12 protein-coding genes are annotated in these 17,966 nt (G+C 61.7%); 2 read left to right on the plus strand and 10 right to left on the minus strand.

From position 1 onward, the window contains the following. Window positions 1-503: 503 nt before the first annotated feature. Complete coding sequence (locus G502_RS17935; protein WP_022726668.1) at window positions 504-1,937, plus strand: M23 family metallopeptidase; 1,434 nt, start codon at window positions 504-506, stop codon at window positions 1,935-1,937. A 40-nt stretch (window positions 1,938-1,977) separates the two neighbouring features. On the opposite strand, the gene clpB is transcribed toward G502_RS17935, so the two are convergent. Further along, a complete protein-coding gene (clpB, locus tag G502_RS0100310; protein ID WP_022726669.1) occupies window positions 1,978-4,575 on the minus strand; it encodes an ATP-dependent chaperone ClpB in 2,598 nt (865 codons plus the stop codon). A 409-nt stretch (window positions 4,576-4,984) separates the two neighbouring features. Between clpB and G502_RS0100315 the strand changes: the two genes are divergently transcribed. After that, complete coding sequence (locus G502_RS0100315) at window positions 4,985-5,746, plus strand: MOSC domain-containing protein (RefSeq protein ID WP_022726670.1); 762 nt, start codon at window positions 4,985-4,987, stop codon at window positions 5,744-5,746. An 88-nt stretch (window positions 5,747-5,834) separates the two neighbouring features. On the opposite strand, the gene G502_RS17940 is transcribed toward G502_RS0100315, so the two are convergent. From G502_RS17940 to G502_RS0100360, 9 genes are all read right to left on the minus strand, one after another. Continuing rightward, on the minus strand, window positions 5,835-6,785 hold the full coding sequence (locus G502_RS17940; protein ID WP_081649612.1) for a DUF4167 domain-containing protein: 951 nt from the start codon (window positions 6,783-6,785) through the stop codon (window positions 5,835-5,837). Window positions 6,786-6,997: 212 nt separating this feature from the next. Then, window positions 6,998-7,858, minus strand: coding sequence for a peptide chain release factor N(5)-glutamine methyltransferase (prmC, locus tag G502_RS0100325; RefSeq protein ID WP_022726672.1), 861 nt, complete (start codon window positions 7,856-7,858; stop codon window positions 6,998-7,000). After that, a complete protein-coding gene (prfA, locus tag G502_RS0100330) occupies window positions 7,855-8,931 on the minus strand; it encodes a peptide chain release factor 1 (protein ID WP_022726673.1) in 1,077 nt (358 codons plus the stop codon). Before prfA ends, prmC begins: the two co-directional genes overlap by 4 nt. Then, window positions 8,928-10,190 carry a glutamyl-tRNA reductase gene (gene hemA, locus G502_RS0100335; RefSeq protein WP_022726674.1) on the minus strand — a complete coding sequence of 421 codons (1,263 nt, stop codon included), beginning with the start codon at window positions 10,188-10,190 and terminating at the stop codon, window positions 8,928-8,930. Before hemA ends, prfA begins: the two co-directional genes overlap by 4 nt. A 46-nt stretch (window positions 10,191-10,236) precedes the next feature. Continuing rightward, window positions 10,237-11,481: a histidine--tRNA ligase gene (gene hisS, locus G502_RS0100340; protein ID WP_022726675.1), complete on the minus strand. Its 1,245-nt coding sequence runs from the start codon at window positions 11,479-11,481 to the stop codon at window positions 10,237-10,239. Between the two features lie 58 nt (window positions 11,482-11,539). Further along, a complete protein-coding gene (gene ispG / locus G502_RS0100345) occupies window positions 11,540-12,658 on the minus strand; it encodes a flavodoxin-dependent (E)-4-hydroxy-3-methylbut-2-enyl-diphosphate synthase (RefSeq protein WP_022726676.1) in 1,119 nt (372 codons plus the stop codon). 120 nt (window positions 12,659-12,778) lie between these two features. Further along, window positions 12,779-14,104, minus strand: coding sequence for a RodZ domain-containing protein (locus G502_RS0100350; RefSeq protein WP_022726677.1), 1,326 nt, complete (start codon window positions 14,102-14,104; stop codon window positions 12,779-12,781). Window positions 14,105-14,284: 180 nt separating this feature from the next. Beyond that, window positions 14,285-16,558: a phosphoenolpyruvate--protein phosphotransferase gene (gene ptsP, locus G502_RS0100355; RefSeq protein ID WP_022726678.1), complete on the minus strand. Its 2,274-nt coding sequence runs from the start codon at window positions 16,556-16,558 to the stop codon at window positions 14,285-14,287. 55 nt (window positions 16,559-16,613) lie between these two features. After that, a complete protein-coding gene (locus G502_RS0100360) occupies window positions 16,614-17,837 on the minus strand; it encodes an aspartate kinase (RefSeq protein WP_022726679.1) in 1,224 nt (407 codons plus the stop codon). Window positions 17,838-17,966: the final 129 nt, after the last annotated feature.

Below are 17,966 nucleotides of genomic sequence, written 5' to 3' on the forward strand. Positions count from 1 at the left end.
AGGATACGCCAAACAAATAACGGCCCATGCAACCAAAGCACAAAACCGCCGTCCGCGTATCCCTTCCAATATCTAACTACAATGTCAAAGAGCCGAGGCCCCGTCGGGGACGGAAAAAAGAAATCCGTTTTCGAGGGCCTCTGCAGCGTGCCGGCCGAGGCCGTTGCTGCGCTGAGGTGGCGGGGTATAGCCCCACTGCCCGGGGACTGTCAAACCCTTTGTTACGAATTTCTTTCGCAGCCGCAAAATGGTTTCCATTCCACTGCCGCAAAGGCTGCAACCTGGACTCAGAATCCATGATTCACAGCAACTTGAGCGGGGAGTCGGAGAGCTTTATCAAAGCATTAACCATTGACATTCATAATCCGCCCGGACATTGTCCCTTGCAGGGCTAAGGCAGGGGCCATGCCTGACAGACATACCTCCCGCATCAGGAGTCAGCCAGTCTCCTCCAGGACAGCGCTGAAGCGGGGTCGATTCAGATTCGGGGAGCACAGGGCCGCATGAACAACGGCAGGACGAAAACACGCAGGCAAACCAGAAACTGGCGCCTGCCCCTTCTCGCCGGCACGACAGCACTTACACTAGCACTTGGCACATTCAGCCTTATTACGGATGTCGGCAGCCGCCCGAATCCGCCTTCCCCTCCCGCAGACCTTGAAAAGAACATCGACCCCTTCCAGCAGGTCGTCTACATGTCCAGCCTGGTCGGCCAGGAAGAGGACGTGGTGGACTCGCCGATGCAGACCCGTACCGTCACGGTTCAAAGTGGCGACACCCTGACCAAGCTTCTGACCGAGACGGGACTCAACCAGCAGGAAGCCTACCAGGTTATCGAAGCCCTGAAGGATGTCTTCAGCCCCCGCGACCTGCGCGTGGGGCAGGAGGTCAAGCTTGCCTTCCGTCATGAGAATCTCGGGCTCTATACAATCGACACCTCGGCAAGCGAGCCTGAGTTCGTATCGCTGAGCCTGAGCCCCAGTGTCGAGGAAGAGGTCCATGTCAAGAAGACCGAGGACAAGTCCTATGCCGCTCTGACGCATGAGCGCACCTTCGACATGGTGGATGCCGGCGCAAAGGGAACCATCACCACGAGCCTGTTCGAGGCGGCGAGCAAGGAACAGGTGCCCTACAATATCCTGTCGGACGCCGTGCGCACCCTCAGCTTCGATGTGGATTTCCAGCGCGATCTCCAGAAGGGCGATGCCTTCGAACTGCTGTATGAAAGCTACACCAACGACAAGGGCGAGATCGTCAAGACCGGCGAGATTCTCTACATCTCGCTGAAGACCGGCGGCGAAGACCTCTCCTACTACCGATATGAAACGGCCGACGGGGACGTCGATTTCTTCAACAGAGAAGGCCAGTCGGTACGCAAGGGCCTGATGAAGACGCCGGTCGACGGTGCCCGGGTCAGTTCGGGCTATGGCATGCGGCGCCACCCGACCCAAGGGTATACCAAGATGCACAAGGGCATCGACTTCGCGGCCCCAACCGGCACGCCGATCTATGCAGCCGGGGATGGCGTCATCGAACGGGCCGGCCCTTTCAGCAGCTACGGCAACTATGTGCGCATCCGCCACAACAATTCGTACCAGACGGCCTATGCCCACATGAACGGCTTTGCCAAGGGCATTTCCTCCGGCGCTCGGGTCGAGCAGGGCGATATCATTGGTTATGTGGGCAGCACCGGCCGTTCGACCGGTCCACACCTGCATTACGAAATCCTGCAGGACGGCGCACACGTCAATCCCACGAACATCAAATTGCCGACGGGCCGCAAGCTGGCGGGAAGCGAACTCGAGGACTTCAAGTCGCACCAGAATGCCATCGACCTGCGTCGTCGTGACATCAACACCTCGACCCAGTTGGCCGTCCGTGCTGAATGTGAAGTGGATGCCGAGAGCGTCAAGAAAGGAGAGGAGCCTTCCTGCTGAAGGCCCCTCTTCCGCTTCCTGAAACAACGATGAAGGTGGATCAGGCGGCTGCGGCCTGAGCGGGCTCTCCGTTTATGGTCAAACCCGCTTCGCTGCTGCGAATCTTCACGGTGTCGCCGTCCGCCACGTTGCCCTGCAGAATCTGTTCCGCCAAGGGGTTCTGCAGTTCCTTCTGAATGACCCGCTTCAGCGGACGTGCACCATAGACCGGGTCGTAGCCGGCATTCGCCAGCCATTCCCGCGCCTCCTGATCCACATCCAGCGTGATCTTTCGTTCCGCCAGCAACTGCTCCAGATGTGCCAACTGGATATCCACGATCCCGGTCAGCTGTTCGCGACTCAGGCGGTGGAACAGCAGGATTTCATCCAGGCGGTTCAGGAATTCTGGCCTGAAGGCCCCACGCACAACTTCCATGACCTGCTCCCGCACCCCCGGGCTATCCTCGCCCGGCGTCTGGGCGGCCAGGATATCGGCCCCCAGATTCGAAGTCAGGATGATCAGGGTGTTGCGGAAATCCACATGACGGCCCTGGCCATCGGTCAGACGGCCGTCGTCCAATACCTGCAGCAGGATATTGAAGACATCCGGGTGCGCCTTCTCCACCTCGTCGAACAGGATCACCTGATAGGGACGACGGCGGACGGCTTCGGTTAGCGCCCCGCCTTCCTCATAGCCGACATAGCCGGGCGGTGCGCCGATCATGCGCGCCACCGCGTGTTTCTCCATGTATTCGGACATGTCGAGGCGCAGCAGGGCCGTTTCATCGTCGAACAGGAATGACGCCAACGCCTTGGTCAGCTCGGTCTTGCCCACGCCGGTCGGCCCCAGGAAGAGGAAGGAGCCGATGGGGCGATTGGGATCCTGCAAGCCGGCCCGCGCACGCCGCACGGCATGCGAGACTGCGGTCACGGCCTCTTCCTGTCCGATCACGCGACCCCGCAGGGCAGATTCCATCTGCAACAGCTTCTCGCGCTCGCCTTCCAGCATCTTGTCCACGGGAATCCCGGTCCAGCGCGATACCACCGAGGCAATGTGCTCGGGGGTCACCTCTTCTTCCAGGATATGTTCCTCGGGCACCTCTTCCGACTTGGCCAGCTTGGCCTCCAGTTCGGGGACGATGGCGTAGCGCAGCTCAGCCACACGCTCCAGGTCGCCGCGCCGCTGGGCCGTCTCGACCTCCTGGCGCGCCTGCTCCAGCTGCTCCTTCAGCTTCTGGGCCGACGCCAGCTTGCCCTTCTCCTTCTGCCAGCGCTCGGTCAGCTCAGCAGACTGGCGCTCCAGATCGGACAGCTCTTCCTCCAGGCGCTCGAGCCGGTCCTGGGAGGCCTTGTCCTTCTCCTTGCGCAGGGCCGTTTGCTCGATCTTCAGCTGGATGATGCGCCGGTCCAGCTCGTCCAGTTCCTCGGGCTTGGAATCCACTTCCATGCGCAGGCGGCTGGCCGATTCGTCCACCAGGTCGATGGCCTTGTCGGGCAGGAAGCGATCAGTGATGTAGCGGTTGGACAAATTGGCGGCCGTCACCAGGGACGAGTCGCTGATTCGCACCCCGTGGTGCACCTCGTACTTCTCCTTCAGTCCGCGCAGGATCGAAACGGTATCCTCCACACTGGGTTCCGAGATGAAGACCGGCTGGAAGCGCCGGGCCAGGGCCGCATCCTTCTCGATGTACTTGCGATACTCGTCCAGCGTGGTGGCGCCGACACAATGCAGGTCGCCGCGGGCCAGCGCCGGCTTCAGCATGTTCGAGGCGTCCATCGCGCCTTCCGTCTTGCCGGCACCGATCAGGGTGTGCAACTCGTCGATGAAGACGATGATCTCCCCCTCTGCGGCAGAAATTTCCTGCAGGACGCCTTTCAGCCGCTCCTCGAACTCGCCCCGATATTTCGCCCCGGCCACCATGGAACCGAGGTCCAGGGACATCAGGCGCTTGCGTTTCAGGCCTTCGGGAACGTCCCCATTGACGATGCGCAACGCCAGACCTTCCGCAATCGCGGTCTTGCCAACACCAGGCTCGCCGATCAGGACAGGATTGTTCTTGGTCCGGCGCGAGAGGACCTGGATGGTCCGTCGAATTTCCTCATCACGACCGATCACCGGGTCCAGCTTGTTGTCCCGGGCCGCCTGGGTCAGGTCCCGGGCATATTTCTTCAGCGCATCATAGCTGTCCTCTGCGCTGGCAGAGTCCGCGGTACGGCCCTTGCGCATCTCCTCGATCGCCTTGTTCAGCGCCTGCGGCGTCACGCCCGCGGCCTCGAATGCCTTGGCGGCCGCTGCGCCCTTCTCCATGCACAAGGCCTGCAGCAAACGTTCACTGGTAACGAAGCTGTCACCGGCCTTTTCCGAAAGTTTCTCGGCCTGCTCGAACACGCGTGCCAGTTCCGGGGTCAGGTAAACCTGGCCTGCCCCCGAGCCTTCGACCTTGGGCTGCTTCTCCAGGGCCTCCTCGACATGCTTGAGCGCCAGGCGCGGATCACCACCGGCCTGCGTCATCAGGTTGGCTGCCAAACCTTCCTCGTCGTCCAGAAGAGTTTTCAGGAGGTGTTCGGGTGTCAGTCGCTGATGCCCGCGGCGCAGGGCCAGGGTCTGGGCGGCCTGCAGAAAACCGCGCGCGCGTTCCGTATATTTTTCTGGATCCATGTTGAAACTCTCCTCTTCTGCGTCTTATCAAGCCCGCAGATGATTCTGTTGCTATTTCGCACCCTCTTCGGAGGCATGCGCCTATCTGGCGGAAAACAACCGCTCTTGAGATATATGGTGCGTTGCAAAAACGCCACAAGACTTCGGGTTTACAAAAAAAGCCCCCGCAACAGAAGACTGTGCGGGGGCAGGGTCAGGAGAGATCGATGCCTACGCCCGAGATCGCCCCGGTTCGAAGAAGCCTTGAGACGATCGGTCGCAAACAACGGGGCGGAGCATAGTAAAGTTCCCCCGCCCAACGCAACTGCAATTCATTATCATATACAGAAAAAATTATTTGACTGCAGGCTTGATTGCAGGAACCGCCAGCGGTTGAATTGTTTTCACACGCTGTCAGCCGGCCGGATCCATGACCATATCGCTTGCCACCATCAACCGTTACCCGATCAAGGGACTGAAGGCCCAGAGCCTGGAGTCGGCGCGGCTGTCATCCAGCAAGGGACTGATCGGGGACCGCCTCTTTTCTCTGGCCAGGGGCTCGGCAGGTTACAGTCTGCCCCATCACATCCCCCCCGCCGCGATCAGCATCCTGGATCTCGAGAACGAGGAACGCCTGGCAAAGCTGGAAGCCCGATACGATGATGATAACCAAACCCTTCAGCTGCTGCGCAGCGGGCAGGAGCGCCCCCTCGCCCAGGCTCGGGTGGACACGCCCTTGGGGCGCAGCCTCATCAGCCAGTTCTTCGCAGATTTCCTGGGGGATAGCCGCCGCGGCCTGCCCCGCCTCATCGACAGCGAGGAAGCCCTGGCGCCAAGCGACTGGGTCTCCCTGATCAACCTGGCCTCCTTGAGCGATATAGAACGCGTGGCGCGCCAGAAACTTGATCCGGCCCGTCTGCGGGCCAACCTCTGGATCGAAGGCGCCAGAGCCTGGGAAGAAAGGGATTGGAACGGCAGCCGCTTCCGGCTGGGGGAGGCCGTCCTTCAGGTTACGGCCCCTCTGGACTGCTCGAGCAGTGCAAACGTCAATCCGCGCGAAGCGCAGCGCGACATCAATCTGCCACTGCTGATGCGCAAGGGCTTCATGCATCAACAGGTTGGAGTGCAGCTTACCGTCCTGGAGGGCGGCCGCATCCAGCAAGGCGATCGCCTGCTGCCCTTCACCCAGTAAGAGACTTTTTCCAACAGTCCCAAACGGAAAAGGACCGTTTCACTCACCTGGGAAACGGTCCTTTGGAATGGTTTGCCGGAGCGCCTGATCAGGAGGTCACGAGACCGGAATCCCCACTGGGCTCTTCGCTCTTCGGCTTTGTCCGCCGGCGGCGCGGCTTGGGCGCTTCCGCTTGCTGATCGCCACCTTCACCGCTGTTCTCCTGGCTCTGTTTGTCGCCATTCCCGTCCCGTGGCGATTCGCCCAGGATCTTCAACAAACCGGCCTCTTCATCATTGCCGCCATCCGACTTGGCTGACTCTGAATTGCCTGAATCAGTGGAAGCTTCGGGTTTCTTGCGCGGACGGCCACGTCGTGCGCCCGTCCCGCGACTTGAACTGCTCGCCTTATCGCTTTCGGTCTTTTCATCCGATTCAGCCGGGCTGTCTGGCTGATCACCGTTGCCGGCACCCTGGCCCGCAGCGTCTGCTGTCTCGGAGTTGTTGTTGCGCCGGCTTCTGGCAGCTGGCTTGCGGCGCGATCGCGGCGCACTGTCCCCGCCAGCGTTCTCGTCGGACTGGCCGGAACCAGACTGGTCATCGTCACCGGCCGTATCCGCAGAGCCATCCTCCTGCGCGGCACTTGCCGCACGCTCGGAACGACTGCGTCCATTGCCGCGACGGTTATTGCCGTTGCGCCCACCGCCGTTGTCCTGGCTGTCGCGTGAATCCCCCTGATCAGAGTCACCGTCCCCATTGTCCGCATCATCGCCACCATTGTTGTCGTGGCGCGGCTGGGTGCGCTGCTGACCCGGATCCATGCTCTCGTTCAGGATTCGGTAGTAGTGCTCGGCATGCTGCTGGAAGGATTCGGCCAGCACGCGGTCTCCCGCAGCCTGGGTATCCCGGGCCAACTGCATGTACTTCTCATAGACCTGAGTCGGGTTGCCCCGCACACGGCCTTCCGGCCCTGCGCTTTCAAAGGTCTGTGCGCGAAGCGGCACATTGGAGCGGCGCCCGGAGCGTCCGCGGCCCCGCCGTTGATTGTTACCTTGTCTCATCGATGCGTTACGTCACATGTCGGATATTGTTTTTGCACGAGCGGATCATTCATTCCCGATGTCCTCGACAATCCGGGAAAGACAGTTCAACTCTGATGTCTATTGAACGTCTCGGGATTACTACCCTGATGCTCGGCGCCTCGGCGCCGGACCCGATCAGCTTCGGCACCACACTATCGCCCTCGCTAGGACTTTCCAACCTTTTTTTCTCCTTATTCCACGGATGCGAAGGCCGAAAGCATCAAGCACCGCGAACGGCCTCCAAGATCTGTGAGCAATTCGACCGAACCGGCACCCGCCGCATGAAACAGTTCGAATACGTCATCAGCCTGTTCATGGCCAATCTCGAGAGCCGCCGTGCCCTCCGGCTCGAGCAGGCGCGGCAACTGCCGCGCAAGTACGCGGTAGGCCGCAAGCCCATCCCTTCCCGCAAACAGTGCAGCGGCAGGATCATGTTCCGCCACAGCGATCGACAGTACATCCCTTTCCCCTTCAGCGATATAGGGGGGGTTGCAGACGATCACGTCAAAACGCCCCTGCAAACTTGCGCCCCAATCGGCACAGAGGAAACGGCTTCGTTCTGCCAACCCCAGACGCTGGGCATTGCGTCCCGCCACCTGCAGCGCGGCCAAGCTTAGATCCGTACCCAGCCCCCATGCCAGCGGCAACTCGTGAAGAAGCGACAGAAGCAGGCATCCGCTTCCTGTACCAAGATCCAGTACAGACAACTCATCGCACACTCCACCCGCACGCGCCAGAACTCCTTCGATCAGGGTTTCACTGTCAGGGCGTGGATCAAGGACGTCCGGGGTGATCTCGAAGTCCTGAGACCAGAACTCCCGCCGGCCCAGAATGCGCGAGAGCGGCTCGCCTTGCACCCGACGTACCAAGGCGTCTTCGAAACGCGCATGATCGCCTGACGCGACATCCAGCTCGGGATAGGCCAGCAAGTGGCCGGAAGGCAGACCCATCACGCCCGATAGCAACAGGCGGGCTTCGCGGCGCGGGCTGTCCAGGCCCGCCTGCCGCAGCGCACGTACGGCCTGGTCCATCAGGATCCCGGCCCGGGTCACTGGAAATCGGCCAGACGGGCCGCCTGATCCTCGTGGATCAGCGTATCGATCACTTCGCCCAGGGCTTCCCCCGTAATGACCTTGTCCAGCTTGTAAAGGGTCAGGTTGATGCGGTGGTCGGTCACGCGCCCCTGGGGGAAATTGTAGGTGCGAATCCGCTCCGAGCGATCGCCAGAGCCAACCTGCTGCCGTCGTGCCGCAGCCTCGGCATCCTGCTGCTCCTGGCGCATATTGTCGTAAAGCCGGGCGCGCAGGACCTTCATGGCCTTCAGGCGATTCTTGTGCTGGGACTTCTCGTCCTGGCACTGCACCACGATGCCGCTGGGCATGTGCGTGATGCGCACGGCCGAATCGGTCGTGTTCACATGCTGGCCACCCGCACCCTGGGAGCGAAAGGTGTCCACGCGCAAATCCTTGTCCTCGACCTGCACGTCCACCTCCTCAGCCTCGGGCAGGACCGCAACGGTCGCGGCCGAGGTGTGAATCCGCCCGCCCGATTCGGTAACCGGCACACGCTGAACACGATGAACACCGGATTCGAACTTCAATCGGCTGTAGACATTCTGACCGGAAATCGAGGCACTGGCCTCTTTCAGGCCGCCAATCTCGGTCTCGGTGTAGTCGAGCGTCTCGAATCGCCAGCCCTGGCTGTCGGCGTACCGCTGATACATGCGGAAAAGCTCGCCCGCAAACAGCGCCGCCTCGTCCCCTCCTGTTCCGGCACGGACTTCCAGAATGACGTTGCGATTGTCATCGCTGTCCTTGGGCACGAGCATCATCATCAGCTCATGCTCGGCCTGCTCGATGGACTCGCGCAGGGCGTGGTATTCCTGCTCGGCCAAATCGCGCATCTCGCGTTCAGCCTCTGTATCCTGTCGCAGGCTTTCCAGGTCAGACAGTTCCTGTCGCTGGGCCTCCAGGCTGTCCATCTTCTCCACAAGCGGCGTCAGCTCGTGAAACTCGCGCAACAGCTTTGTATAGGCCTCGGACCCAGGGTCGGGATGGTCGCTCAGCAGGGCGGTCAGCTCGCGATGGCGGGCAGCAACCTGCTTCAGATTCTCGTCCAGTCTCACCTGTCGTTCTTCCCCTTTCCGGTTTCGATCCGGAAAAGCTGTTTCAGAAATCGTTCGGCTTCGGCCTGCGCATCCGGGCTTTCGGAAGACATCTTCCTCAACGTCCGGGATGGCGCGTGCAAAAGCCGGTTCAGCAACAAGCGCGTTGCGGCCTCTGCGTCAAGCTTTCCATCCGCCAGAACTTCGGCGCGTAGCTCCTCGCAATGCCGGCGCAGGGCAACCAGCGGCGAATCCACACCGCCCAGCTGTGCTTCCCGACTGTAGTTGTCCAGTTCCTCAGCCAGGATCTCCCAGGCCCGGCCAGCCGCTTCCTCGCGCGCCTGCTGGCCTGCACGGGCGCGATGCTCCAGATCCTGCAGGTCATAGACAAAAGCCCCCTCCACGTCGTTGACGTCCGGCTCTATATCACGCGGCACCCCTGTATCAAGGAACAGCAACGGCCGGCGGCGACGCTGTTTCAGCAAGTGCTCTGCCTGCCCCCGCTCCATTAGGAACTGGCCACTGCCATGGGCCAGCAGCAGGATATCCACGCGCTCCAGGTGCGCTTCCCATTCCGTCCAATCCAGGTAATGCCCGCCCAGACGCTCCGAGGCCGCCCGGGCCAGTGCCGGCCTGCGCTGGACCACCTGTATGTGCTCCAGACCAGCCGCGCGGAATTCGGCCGCCAGGACTTCACCCATCTCGCCTGAGCCGATCAACAGCAGGCGCCGCGAATCCAGACGTCCATAGAGATCCCGTGCCACACGCAGGGCCGAAGCCGCTAGCGTTGCCGGGCGTTGCGCCAGGCTGGTTTCATTGCGCACACGCTTGGCCATCCGGTAGGACGCCTGCAGGACATGCTCCAGGTTTGGACCGCTCAGGCCCATGGCTTCGGATTGACGGTGGCTTTCCTTCACCTGTCCCAGGACATGAGGCTCACCGATGACCTGGCTTTCCAGTGCCGCCGTCACGGCAAAGAAATGATGCAGGGCATCGGATCCCCTTAGGCTGTATGCGCTGTTGCGGACCAGATCCCCTGGTACACCAATCCAATCGGCGATCATGGACAACAGGCCGTCCTCCACCGACGCGCCGGATTCGGAAACCGCCAGCACTTCCAGACGATCACAGGTGGAAAGCAACAGGACCTGCTGCAGGCCGAAGGCCGAGAGTTCGGCCAAGCCACGCTGGCGTTGCGCGTTTTCCAGGAACAGCTGTTCGCGCAGCGCGCCGCTCACGCAACGATGGCTCAGGCCGCAAAGGATCAGGTCATTCGGCATCCGCTCATGCTAGCAGAAAAGGCAACACCATCATGCCGGGCTTTTCTCAGTAAAGCGTTTCCAGGCGCGCCGGCAAGGACTCCAGTGCCAGCGATTCCTGTTCGCCACTGTCGAGGTCACGCAAGGTGACCTGACCGGCCTTCAATTCATCCTCCCCCATCATGATGGCCGCACGCGCCTGCATCTGGTTGGCGCGTTTCATGCGTTTCTTCAGATTCCCGGAATAGCCCAGCTCGACCACATAGCCACGGTGACGCAATTCCTGGGTCAACTTCAGAGCCTGGACAGCGGCGGCCTCACCCACGGGGATCACGGCCACCGGGCGCGCGGCCGGCGTCACATCCTGGACCAGCATGGCCAGACGCTCGATCCCGGCGGCCCAGCCGATGCCCGGTGTTGCGGGACCACCCATGGTTTCGATCAAGCCATCATAACGCCCGCCGGCCAGGACAGCACTCTGTGCGCCCAACCGGTCGCTCGTGAACTCGAAGGCCGTATGCGTATAGTAATCCAGTCCGCGGACGAGCCGGCTGTTCAACTGGTAGGGGATGCCAAGCTCATCCAGCCCGCGCCGCACCTCGGCAAAGAAGTTTCGGCTTGTTTCATTCAGATAGTCCTCGAAGGCCGGCGCATCCGCCACGACCCTGCGGTCGCCTTCGTCCTTGGAATCCAGGATGCGCAAGGGGTTGCGCGTCAGGCGCGCGCGGCTGTCCTCACTCAGGTGGGATTCATGCTGCTGGAAATACTCGACCAGGGCAGCACGATAGGCAGTTCGGCTTTCGGGGTCGCCCAGCGTGTTCAGCTCGAGCACTGTGTCCTGCAGAATACCCAATTCCTCCAGTATATGCCGGCCCAGCGCGATCACCTCGATATCGGCCTGGGGCTGAGGTGCGCCCAGCAACTCGACACCGATCTGGTGGAACTGGCGCTGGCGGCCCTTCTGCGGCCGCTCGTGCCGGAACATCGGTCCGGCATAGAAATACTTGAGCGGCAGGCTCTGGTGAAGGCCGTTGGAAATGAGCGCACGCGCCACTCCGGCCGTGTTCTCCGGACGCAGGGTGATCTCCTCGCCTTCCTTCAGCGAGAAGCTGTACATCTCCTTCGTCACGATGTCCGATGTATCGCCCAAGGTGCGCTTGAAGACATCGGTGAATTCGAACACCGGGGTCGCGATTTCCTCGAAGCCATAGCGTTCGGCAACACCCCGTGCCCGTTCGATCACGGCACGATGACGGCGCATCTCCTCGGGCAGAAGATCATGAGTTCCGCGTACAGGCTGCAGGGTCGACACGATTTTTTCCTGATTTCAGTCGATGGGTCGGACGTTCCTGCCGAAAACCAGGCAGGCGTTATTCGGCAGCGGCCTGCTGCTTGCCTGCCTCGATCTCGGCGGCCTTCTTTTCCACCAGCTCGACCAGATGGTCAACAATGTCGCCATCCTTCAGGCGATGATCGGGCAGCCCCTGGATATAGACCTGGTGGGTGCCGCGCCCGCCACCTGTGAAACCGATGTCGGTCATGGTGGCCTCACCCGGCCCATTCACGACGCAGCCGATCACCGAGACGGTCATGGGCGTGGTGATATGCGCCAGACGTTCCTCCAGCACCTCGACCGTCTTGATGACGTCGAACTGCTGGCGCGCACAAGAGGGGCAGGAAATGACGTTCACACCCCTGTGCCGCAGGTTCAGCGATTTCAGAAGCTCGAAGCCAACCTTCACTTCTTCGACGGGATCGGCCGACAGGGAGACACGCAGGGTGTCGCCTATGCCGGACCAGAGCAGCATGCCCAGCCCGACCGATGACTTGACCGTGCCGCCGCGCAGGCCGCCCGCTTCGGTGATTCCGATATGCAGCGGCGCATCGGTTGCCTCGGCCAGCTGCTGATAGGCGGCGACGGCCAGGAAATTGTCCGAAGCCTTGCAGGAGATCTTGAACTCCAGGAAATCCTCGTCCTCCAGGGCCTTTGAATGATTGAGCGCGCTTTCCACCATCGCCTCGGGACAGGGCTCGCCATAGCGCTCCAGCAGCGAGCGCTCCAGCGACCCGGCATTGACGCCGATGCGAATGGAACAGCCATTATCACGTGCCGCACGCACGACCTCGCGCACACGTTCCTGGGAGCCGATGTTTCCTGGATTGAATCGCAGGCAGGCGGCCCCATTCTCAGCCGCCTCGATCGCACGTTTGTAGTGGAAATGAATGTCGGCGACGATGGGCACCGTCACTTCCGGCACGATCTCGCTCAGGGCAGCGGAGGACTCCGCATCGGGACAGGACACACGCACGATATCCGCACCCGCCACTTCCAGCTGGCGGATCTGCTCGATCGTGGCCGCCACATCGGTCGTGGCCGTGTTCGTCATCGACTGCACGGTAATGGGCGCGTCACCGCCTACAGGCACATTGCCAACATGGATCTGTCGGGACTTGCGTCTATGTATATCGCGATAGGGCCGCACGCTCATGATCGGCCGGCTCCCGTGGCTGTCAGGACAGAAGACATCATGCCTGCAAGATGCCCTTCTGCTGCACCAACTTCAAGGCCACCACCTCAGCAGGCGGTCAGGCCTCCAGGCAGGTCGCTCTCACTGCTGCAGGGCACCCGACGATAACTGCTGCGGGTCCAATGGCACGTCCCTGCGCACCGTTCCCATGCCGCCCAGGGAGGGGATCGTGTCTCCATCCACACGAATATCCAGTCCCCCCGCATTTCCGGTCAGAAGGGTCATGCCCTCCTCGTCCGGAACCAGGTAGCTTTCGCCGGCCCGCAGGACACGGGTGAAGACCAATTCGCCACCGGCATCCCGGATCTGTACCCAGCTGTCCGATGTCGCTTCAAGGACGATCCGCGCGCCTTCATTGTCTTCACCGTAAACCCGGCCTGGCCCGGTTTCGGCTGGCGTGTCTTCATCTGTTTCTTCTTCGGATCCGGGAAGATCGGGGATCGTGCCGTCCGCCTCTTGCTCACTGCTCTCGGCTTCGACCTCCGCCGGGCTCGCTTCGTCCTCCGGCGTATCCGGTATGTCCTGACCCGTGCCAAGAGCGTTCGTTTCGTCCTGCGTTTCTGTTGTAAAGTCGTCTGTCTGCGTTTCGCTCGCCAGGTCAGCCGTCTCTGTGGTGTCCTGGGCCGGTTCCTGGGTCGCAGATTCTTCCCTATCGGCTTCGGTCAGGCTGTCAGGCGCCGGCGGCACTTCGCTTTCGCTATCTCCCGCCTCGTCCTGAGTGGCCGTGGCGGCCACATCGCGTTCCGTCCCACCCTCGACTGGCTCTTCGCTCTCGCTGGTCTCCGCACTCGGAGAGACATCGTTTTCGCCTTCAAGGCTCCCTTGAGCGCCATCGTCCATGCCATCTTCAAAATCCTGGGTCGTGGCCAACTCTTCCTCGCTGGAAACAGCACTGTCCACGCCGTCCTCAGCACCAAGCCCCTCCTCTTCGGAGACTCCCGGAAGCAATTCCACATAGGGCCGTCCCTGATCGTCCCAGAAATACCAGGCGCCATAGACAAGAGCGATCAACAGGACCGAGATCAGGACCAGGGCCACCCCGGGGATACGCCCTTCGGGCTTGGGGGCCGGGAAGCTGAGATTTTGCTCGGCTGCCGCCAGGTCGCGCACCTCGGCCTTGAAACGCTGGACCATGTCGTCGGAGTCGAGCCCCAGGTAGTCTGCATAGCTGCGCACGAAACCAATGGCATAGGTCGTGCCGGGAAGATCGTGGTAGCGCGCCTCCTCTATGGCCAACAGGTAGTCATAGCGGATGCGCAGTTCCTTGCTTACATCCCGCAGTTCAAGTTCCTGCGACTCACGCACCTGCCTCAGTGTGTCGGAGACACCGGGTTCATAATACTGCCAACCGCCGTCGTCATATTCAGGATAAGCGGAAGGTCCTCGCATACCGTCGTTCTGCGCCATGAGTGCTTATTGCAACCGCATCTTTCGGAGACAGACGGGATGCCCGCCTCGCATAGGTTCAAAGAGGCCGGCCGGGGCAGTTTTCCAAATGTCCCGGTCAGATAAGTCACGTCTCTTCAGTCTGCCTTTTAACAAATACCTGCAGTGAACAGCAAATGCCTTAATCATAGTGAAATACCATCAGATTGAAATACCATGGTCTATGGCATAGCCGCGCAGCAATTCGCGCACGCTGTGATCAGGTCGCTGGATCAGCTCGTCGACGAAATTCTCCAATTCACAAAGATCCAGGCTGCGGATCATGGTTCGGATCTGCCCGACGGCAGCCGGCGGCATGGACAGGATACGAAATCCGCAACCCAACGCCGCCAGGGCTTCCAGCGGGTGGCCCGCCATTTCGCCGCAGAGCGAGACCTGTGCCCCAGCCGCGTGGGCCTGCTGCATCAGACTTCTCATGAAATTCAGGGCCGGCGGAGACAGCACATCGTAACGCCGGGCCAGGCGCGGATTGCCGCGGTCGCTGGCAAAGAAGAACTGGAACAGGTCGTTGCTGCCCACCGAAACGAAGTCGCTGCGCGCAAACAATGCCGGCAGCTGCCAGACCAGGGCTGGAACCTCCAGCATGGCGCCCACCTCCAGGCGCGACGGTTCGCGGCCCCCTTCTTTCAGGTGCCGCTCCATCTCTCGGTCCAGCAGGTTGCGCGCACGGGTCAACTCGCTGACGTCACTGACCATCGGGAACATCAGCCGCAAATGCCGATTCTCGGCCGCGCGCAACAGCGCACGCAACTGGCGCCGCAGCATGGCCGGCCGGTCCAGGCCAATCCGAATGGCGCGCCATCCCATGACAGGGTTCTCGTCCGGCGTGCCGCTCCAATAGGGCAGCGCCTTGTCACCACCGATATCCAGCGTGCGAAAGGTAACCGGCTTGTCCTCGGCCAGGCTCAGCACCCGGTCATAGAAATCCACCTGGGTGGGCACATCGGGGAAGGCCTCACGCACCATGAAGGGCACCTCGGTGCGGTAGAGGCCGATGCCTTCGGCGCCGCAATCATGCGCCTGGGAAATGTCCATCAACAGGCCCGCATTGACCATAAGGCTGATCCGCCGCCCATCCCGGGTTTCCGGTGGCAGATCCCGGTTGCTGGCGAAGGCGGCGCGACGCTGGTCGCGCACCTCGATCGCATCGGCAAAATGTTCGCGCACACTCAAGCGCGGGCGCAGAAGGACCTGGCCATGATCGCCGTCCACGATCATGAAATCGCCCGCCCGCACCAGCTTCAGCAGATCCGGACAGCGCCCCAGCATGGGGATCCCCATGGCACGCGCCACGATCGCAACGTGGGCCGTCGGGCCGCCATCCTCGAGCACCACGCCCTTCAAGCGCTGCGGATCATAGTCAAGCAGTTCCGCCGGCCCCAGCGTGCGCGCCACCAGGATCATTTCCTCGGGCAGGTCGCCCGCCTCGGCCGAGCCCTCGGCCCCCAGCAGGTGGTGCAGCAGGCGGTTGCCGAGATCCTCCATGTCCGCATAACGCTCGCGGATATAAGGATCGCGCACCTTCGACATGCGCGTACGCATGTCCTTCTGTACGCGCTGGACGGCCGCCTCGGCGGTCAGGCCGCCACGTACGGCCTCGCGTAGGCGCTCGATCCAGCCGCGATCGGCGGCGAACATGCGATAGGTTTCCAGCACCTCCCGGTGTTCCCCGGATTCCGCCAGCTCACTGCGCTCGAGCAAGTTGTCCAGCGCTCCCAGCATCTCATGCAGGGAGCGATCGAGGCGTTCGAGTTCGCTGTTCACATCCTCGGCCACGACCTGCTTGATGACGATACCGCGCTCGTGGGGCACGGCCTCGCCCATGGCCACCCCCTCGTGCAGCGCGATTCCGCTCAGGCGCAGGGGCAGGCTGGTGGTGCTGTCGGTATGCCGCTCCTCATCCTCTCCGATCAGGCCGGCGGCCCCGATCAACTCGACCAGCACCATGGCGACGATCTCGAGAGTTTCGATCTCGTCTTCTGTATAGCTGCGCCGTGTCTTGTTCTGCACCGCCAGTACGCCGATGACGCGGCCCTCACGCAGGAGGGGCACGCCCAGCATGGAGTGATAGACTTCCTCGCCGGTCTCGGGGCGGTAGGCAAAGTTGGGATGTTCCTGGGCATCCGGAAGAGACAGGGCACGCCCCGTCAAGGCGACCTCGCCGACAATGCCCTCACCCATGCGCAGGCGTGTGCGGTGAACAGCTTCGGGACGCAGTCCCCAGGTGGCAAACAGCTCCAGAACCTCGCCGGCCCGCATCACGTAGAGCGAACAGACCTCGGCCACCATGTCGCTGGCGATCAGGCGCACGAGCCTGTCCAGGCGGTCCTGCCAATGGCCGCCGCTCTGCATGAGATCGCGCACCTGCCGCAACAGTCTGCGCGAACCTCCCCAACCGGTTGACTGCGGTGGCATCGATCCGACTCCCGCTTTTCCGGCCAGACTCTACCTGCTTTGAAGGCTTAGGGCCTCAGGTTACGTCGAGGCCATAAGCTGTGTGCAGGCTGCGCAAGGCCAGCTCAAGATACGCCTCGTCGATCAGGACACTGATCTTGATCTCGGAGGTGGTGATCACCTGTATGTTGATGCCCCGCGAGGCCAATGCCTGGAACATCTGCTGCGCCACGCCTGTATGGCTGCGCATCCCGACACCGATCACGGACACCTTCACGACACCTTCCTCGGCCACCAGATCGGCGAAGCCCAGGTCCTCGCGGTTGCTTTCCAGGACCTGGACCGTCCGGTCCAGGTCTGTGCGGCCAACCGTGAAGGTCATGTCGGTGGTCTTCGTATCCGGCGATATGTTCTGGACAATCATATCAACATTGATGGCCGAGTCGGCCAGAGGGCCGAAGATCGACGCCGCGACACCGGGGCGGTCCGGGACGTTGCGCAAGGTGATCTTTGCCTCGTCCCGGCTATAGGTTACTCCGCTGACTACTGCCTTTTCCACGATCTCTTCCTCATCTACCACCAGCGTACCGGGTTTGTCCTCGAAGGTGGAGCGCACCTGAACGGGGACATGATATTTCATGGCCATCTCGACGGACCGGGTCTGCAGCACCTTGGCGCCCTGGGATGCCATTTCCAGCATCTCTTCATAGGTCACCTTGTCCAGCTTGCGGGCACCTTTCACGATGCGCGGGTCGCTGGTGTACACCCCATCGACATCCGTATAGATATCACAGCGATCGGCCTTCAGGGCCGCGGCCAACGCCACGGCAGAGGTGTCGGAACCGCCGCGTCCCAGGGTAGTAATGCGATTGCGGCTCGGCTCCAATCCCTGGAAACCCGCGACCACGGCAACCTCGCCGCTCTCCAACCGGCGCTGCAATTCCTCTCCTTGTATCTCGACAATGCGCGCAGAACCATGAGCCTCGTCCGTGATCACGGGGATCTGCCAGCCCTGCCAGGATCGCGCGGCTATTCCCATGTCCTGCAGGATAATGGACAGCAGGCCGGCCGTGACGTTCTCTCCCGACGAGACAATCGCATCATACTCGCGCAGATCATACAAACGGGCGGCCGAACGCGTATGTTCCACCAGCTGGTTGGTCACACCAGCCATGGCCGAAACCACCACGGCAACCGCGTTGCCGGCGTCGACCTCGCGCTTCACCCGTCCGGCAACATGCCTTATTTTATCGATGTCGGCGACCGAGGTGCCGCCGAATTTCATGACGATGCAAGCCATCGTGTTCACTAACCTTGTCGGGAAGAAAACCGTCAGTACCGGTCAACCATGCGGTTGCCGAGCGGACACGCGCTATCCATACTTGATCCGCATAACCGCACGCAAGCGCACACGCAGATTCTTCTCCGG

This window comes from Fodinicurvata sediminis DSM 21159 (genome assembly GCF_000420625.1).
Taxonomy (GTDB): domain Bacteria; phylum Pseudomonadota; class Alphaproteobacteria; order Kiloniellales; family DSM-21159; genus Fodinicurvata; species Fodinicurvata sediminis.

Excerpts from the sequence above, each read along its gene's own strand:
- hemA (WP_022726674.1), bottom strand. The coding sequence starts at position 10,190 with ATGCCGAATGACCTGATCCTTTGCGGCCTGAGCCATCGTTGCGTGAGC.
- G502_RS17935 (WP_022726668.1), top strand. The coding sequence starts at position 504 with ATGAACAACGGCAGGACGAAAACACGCAGGCAAACCAGAAACTGGCGC.
- G502_RS0100350 (WP_022726677.1), bottom strand. The coding sequence starts at position 14,104 with ATGGCGCAGAACGACGGTATGCGAGGACCTTCCGCTTATCCTGAATAT.
- G502_RS0100315 (WP_022726670.1), top strand. The coding sequence starts at position 4,985 with ATGACCATATCGCTTGCCACCATCAACCGTTACCCGATCAAGGGACTG.
- ispG (WP_022726676.1), bottom strand. The coding sequence starts at position 12,658 with ATGAGCGTGCGGCCCTATCGCGATATACATAGACGCAAGTCCCGACAG.
- ptsP (WP_022726678.1), bottom strand. The coding sequence starts at position 16,558 with ATGCCACCGCAGTCAACCGGTTGGGGAGGTTCGCGCAGACTGTTGCGG.
- G502_RS0100360 (WP_022726679.1), bottom strand. The coding sequence starts at position 17,837 with ATGGCTTGCATCGTCATGAAATTCGGCGGCACCTCGGTCGCCGACATC.
- clpB (WP_022726669.1), bottom strand. The coding sequence starts at position 4,575 with ATGGATCCAGAAAAATATACGGAACGCGCGCGCGGTTTTCTGCAGGCC.
- G502_RS17940 (WP_081649612.1), bottom strand. The coding sequence starts at position 6,785 with ATGAGACAAGGTAACAATCAACGGCGGGGCCGCGGACGCTCCGGGCGC.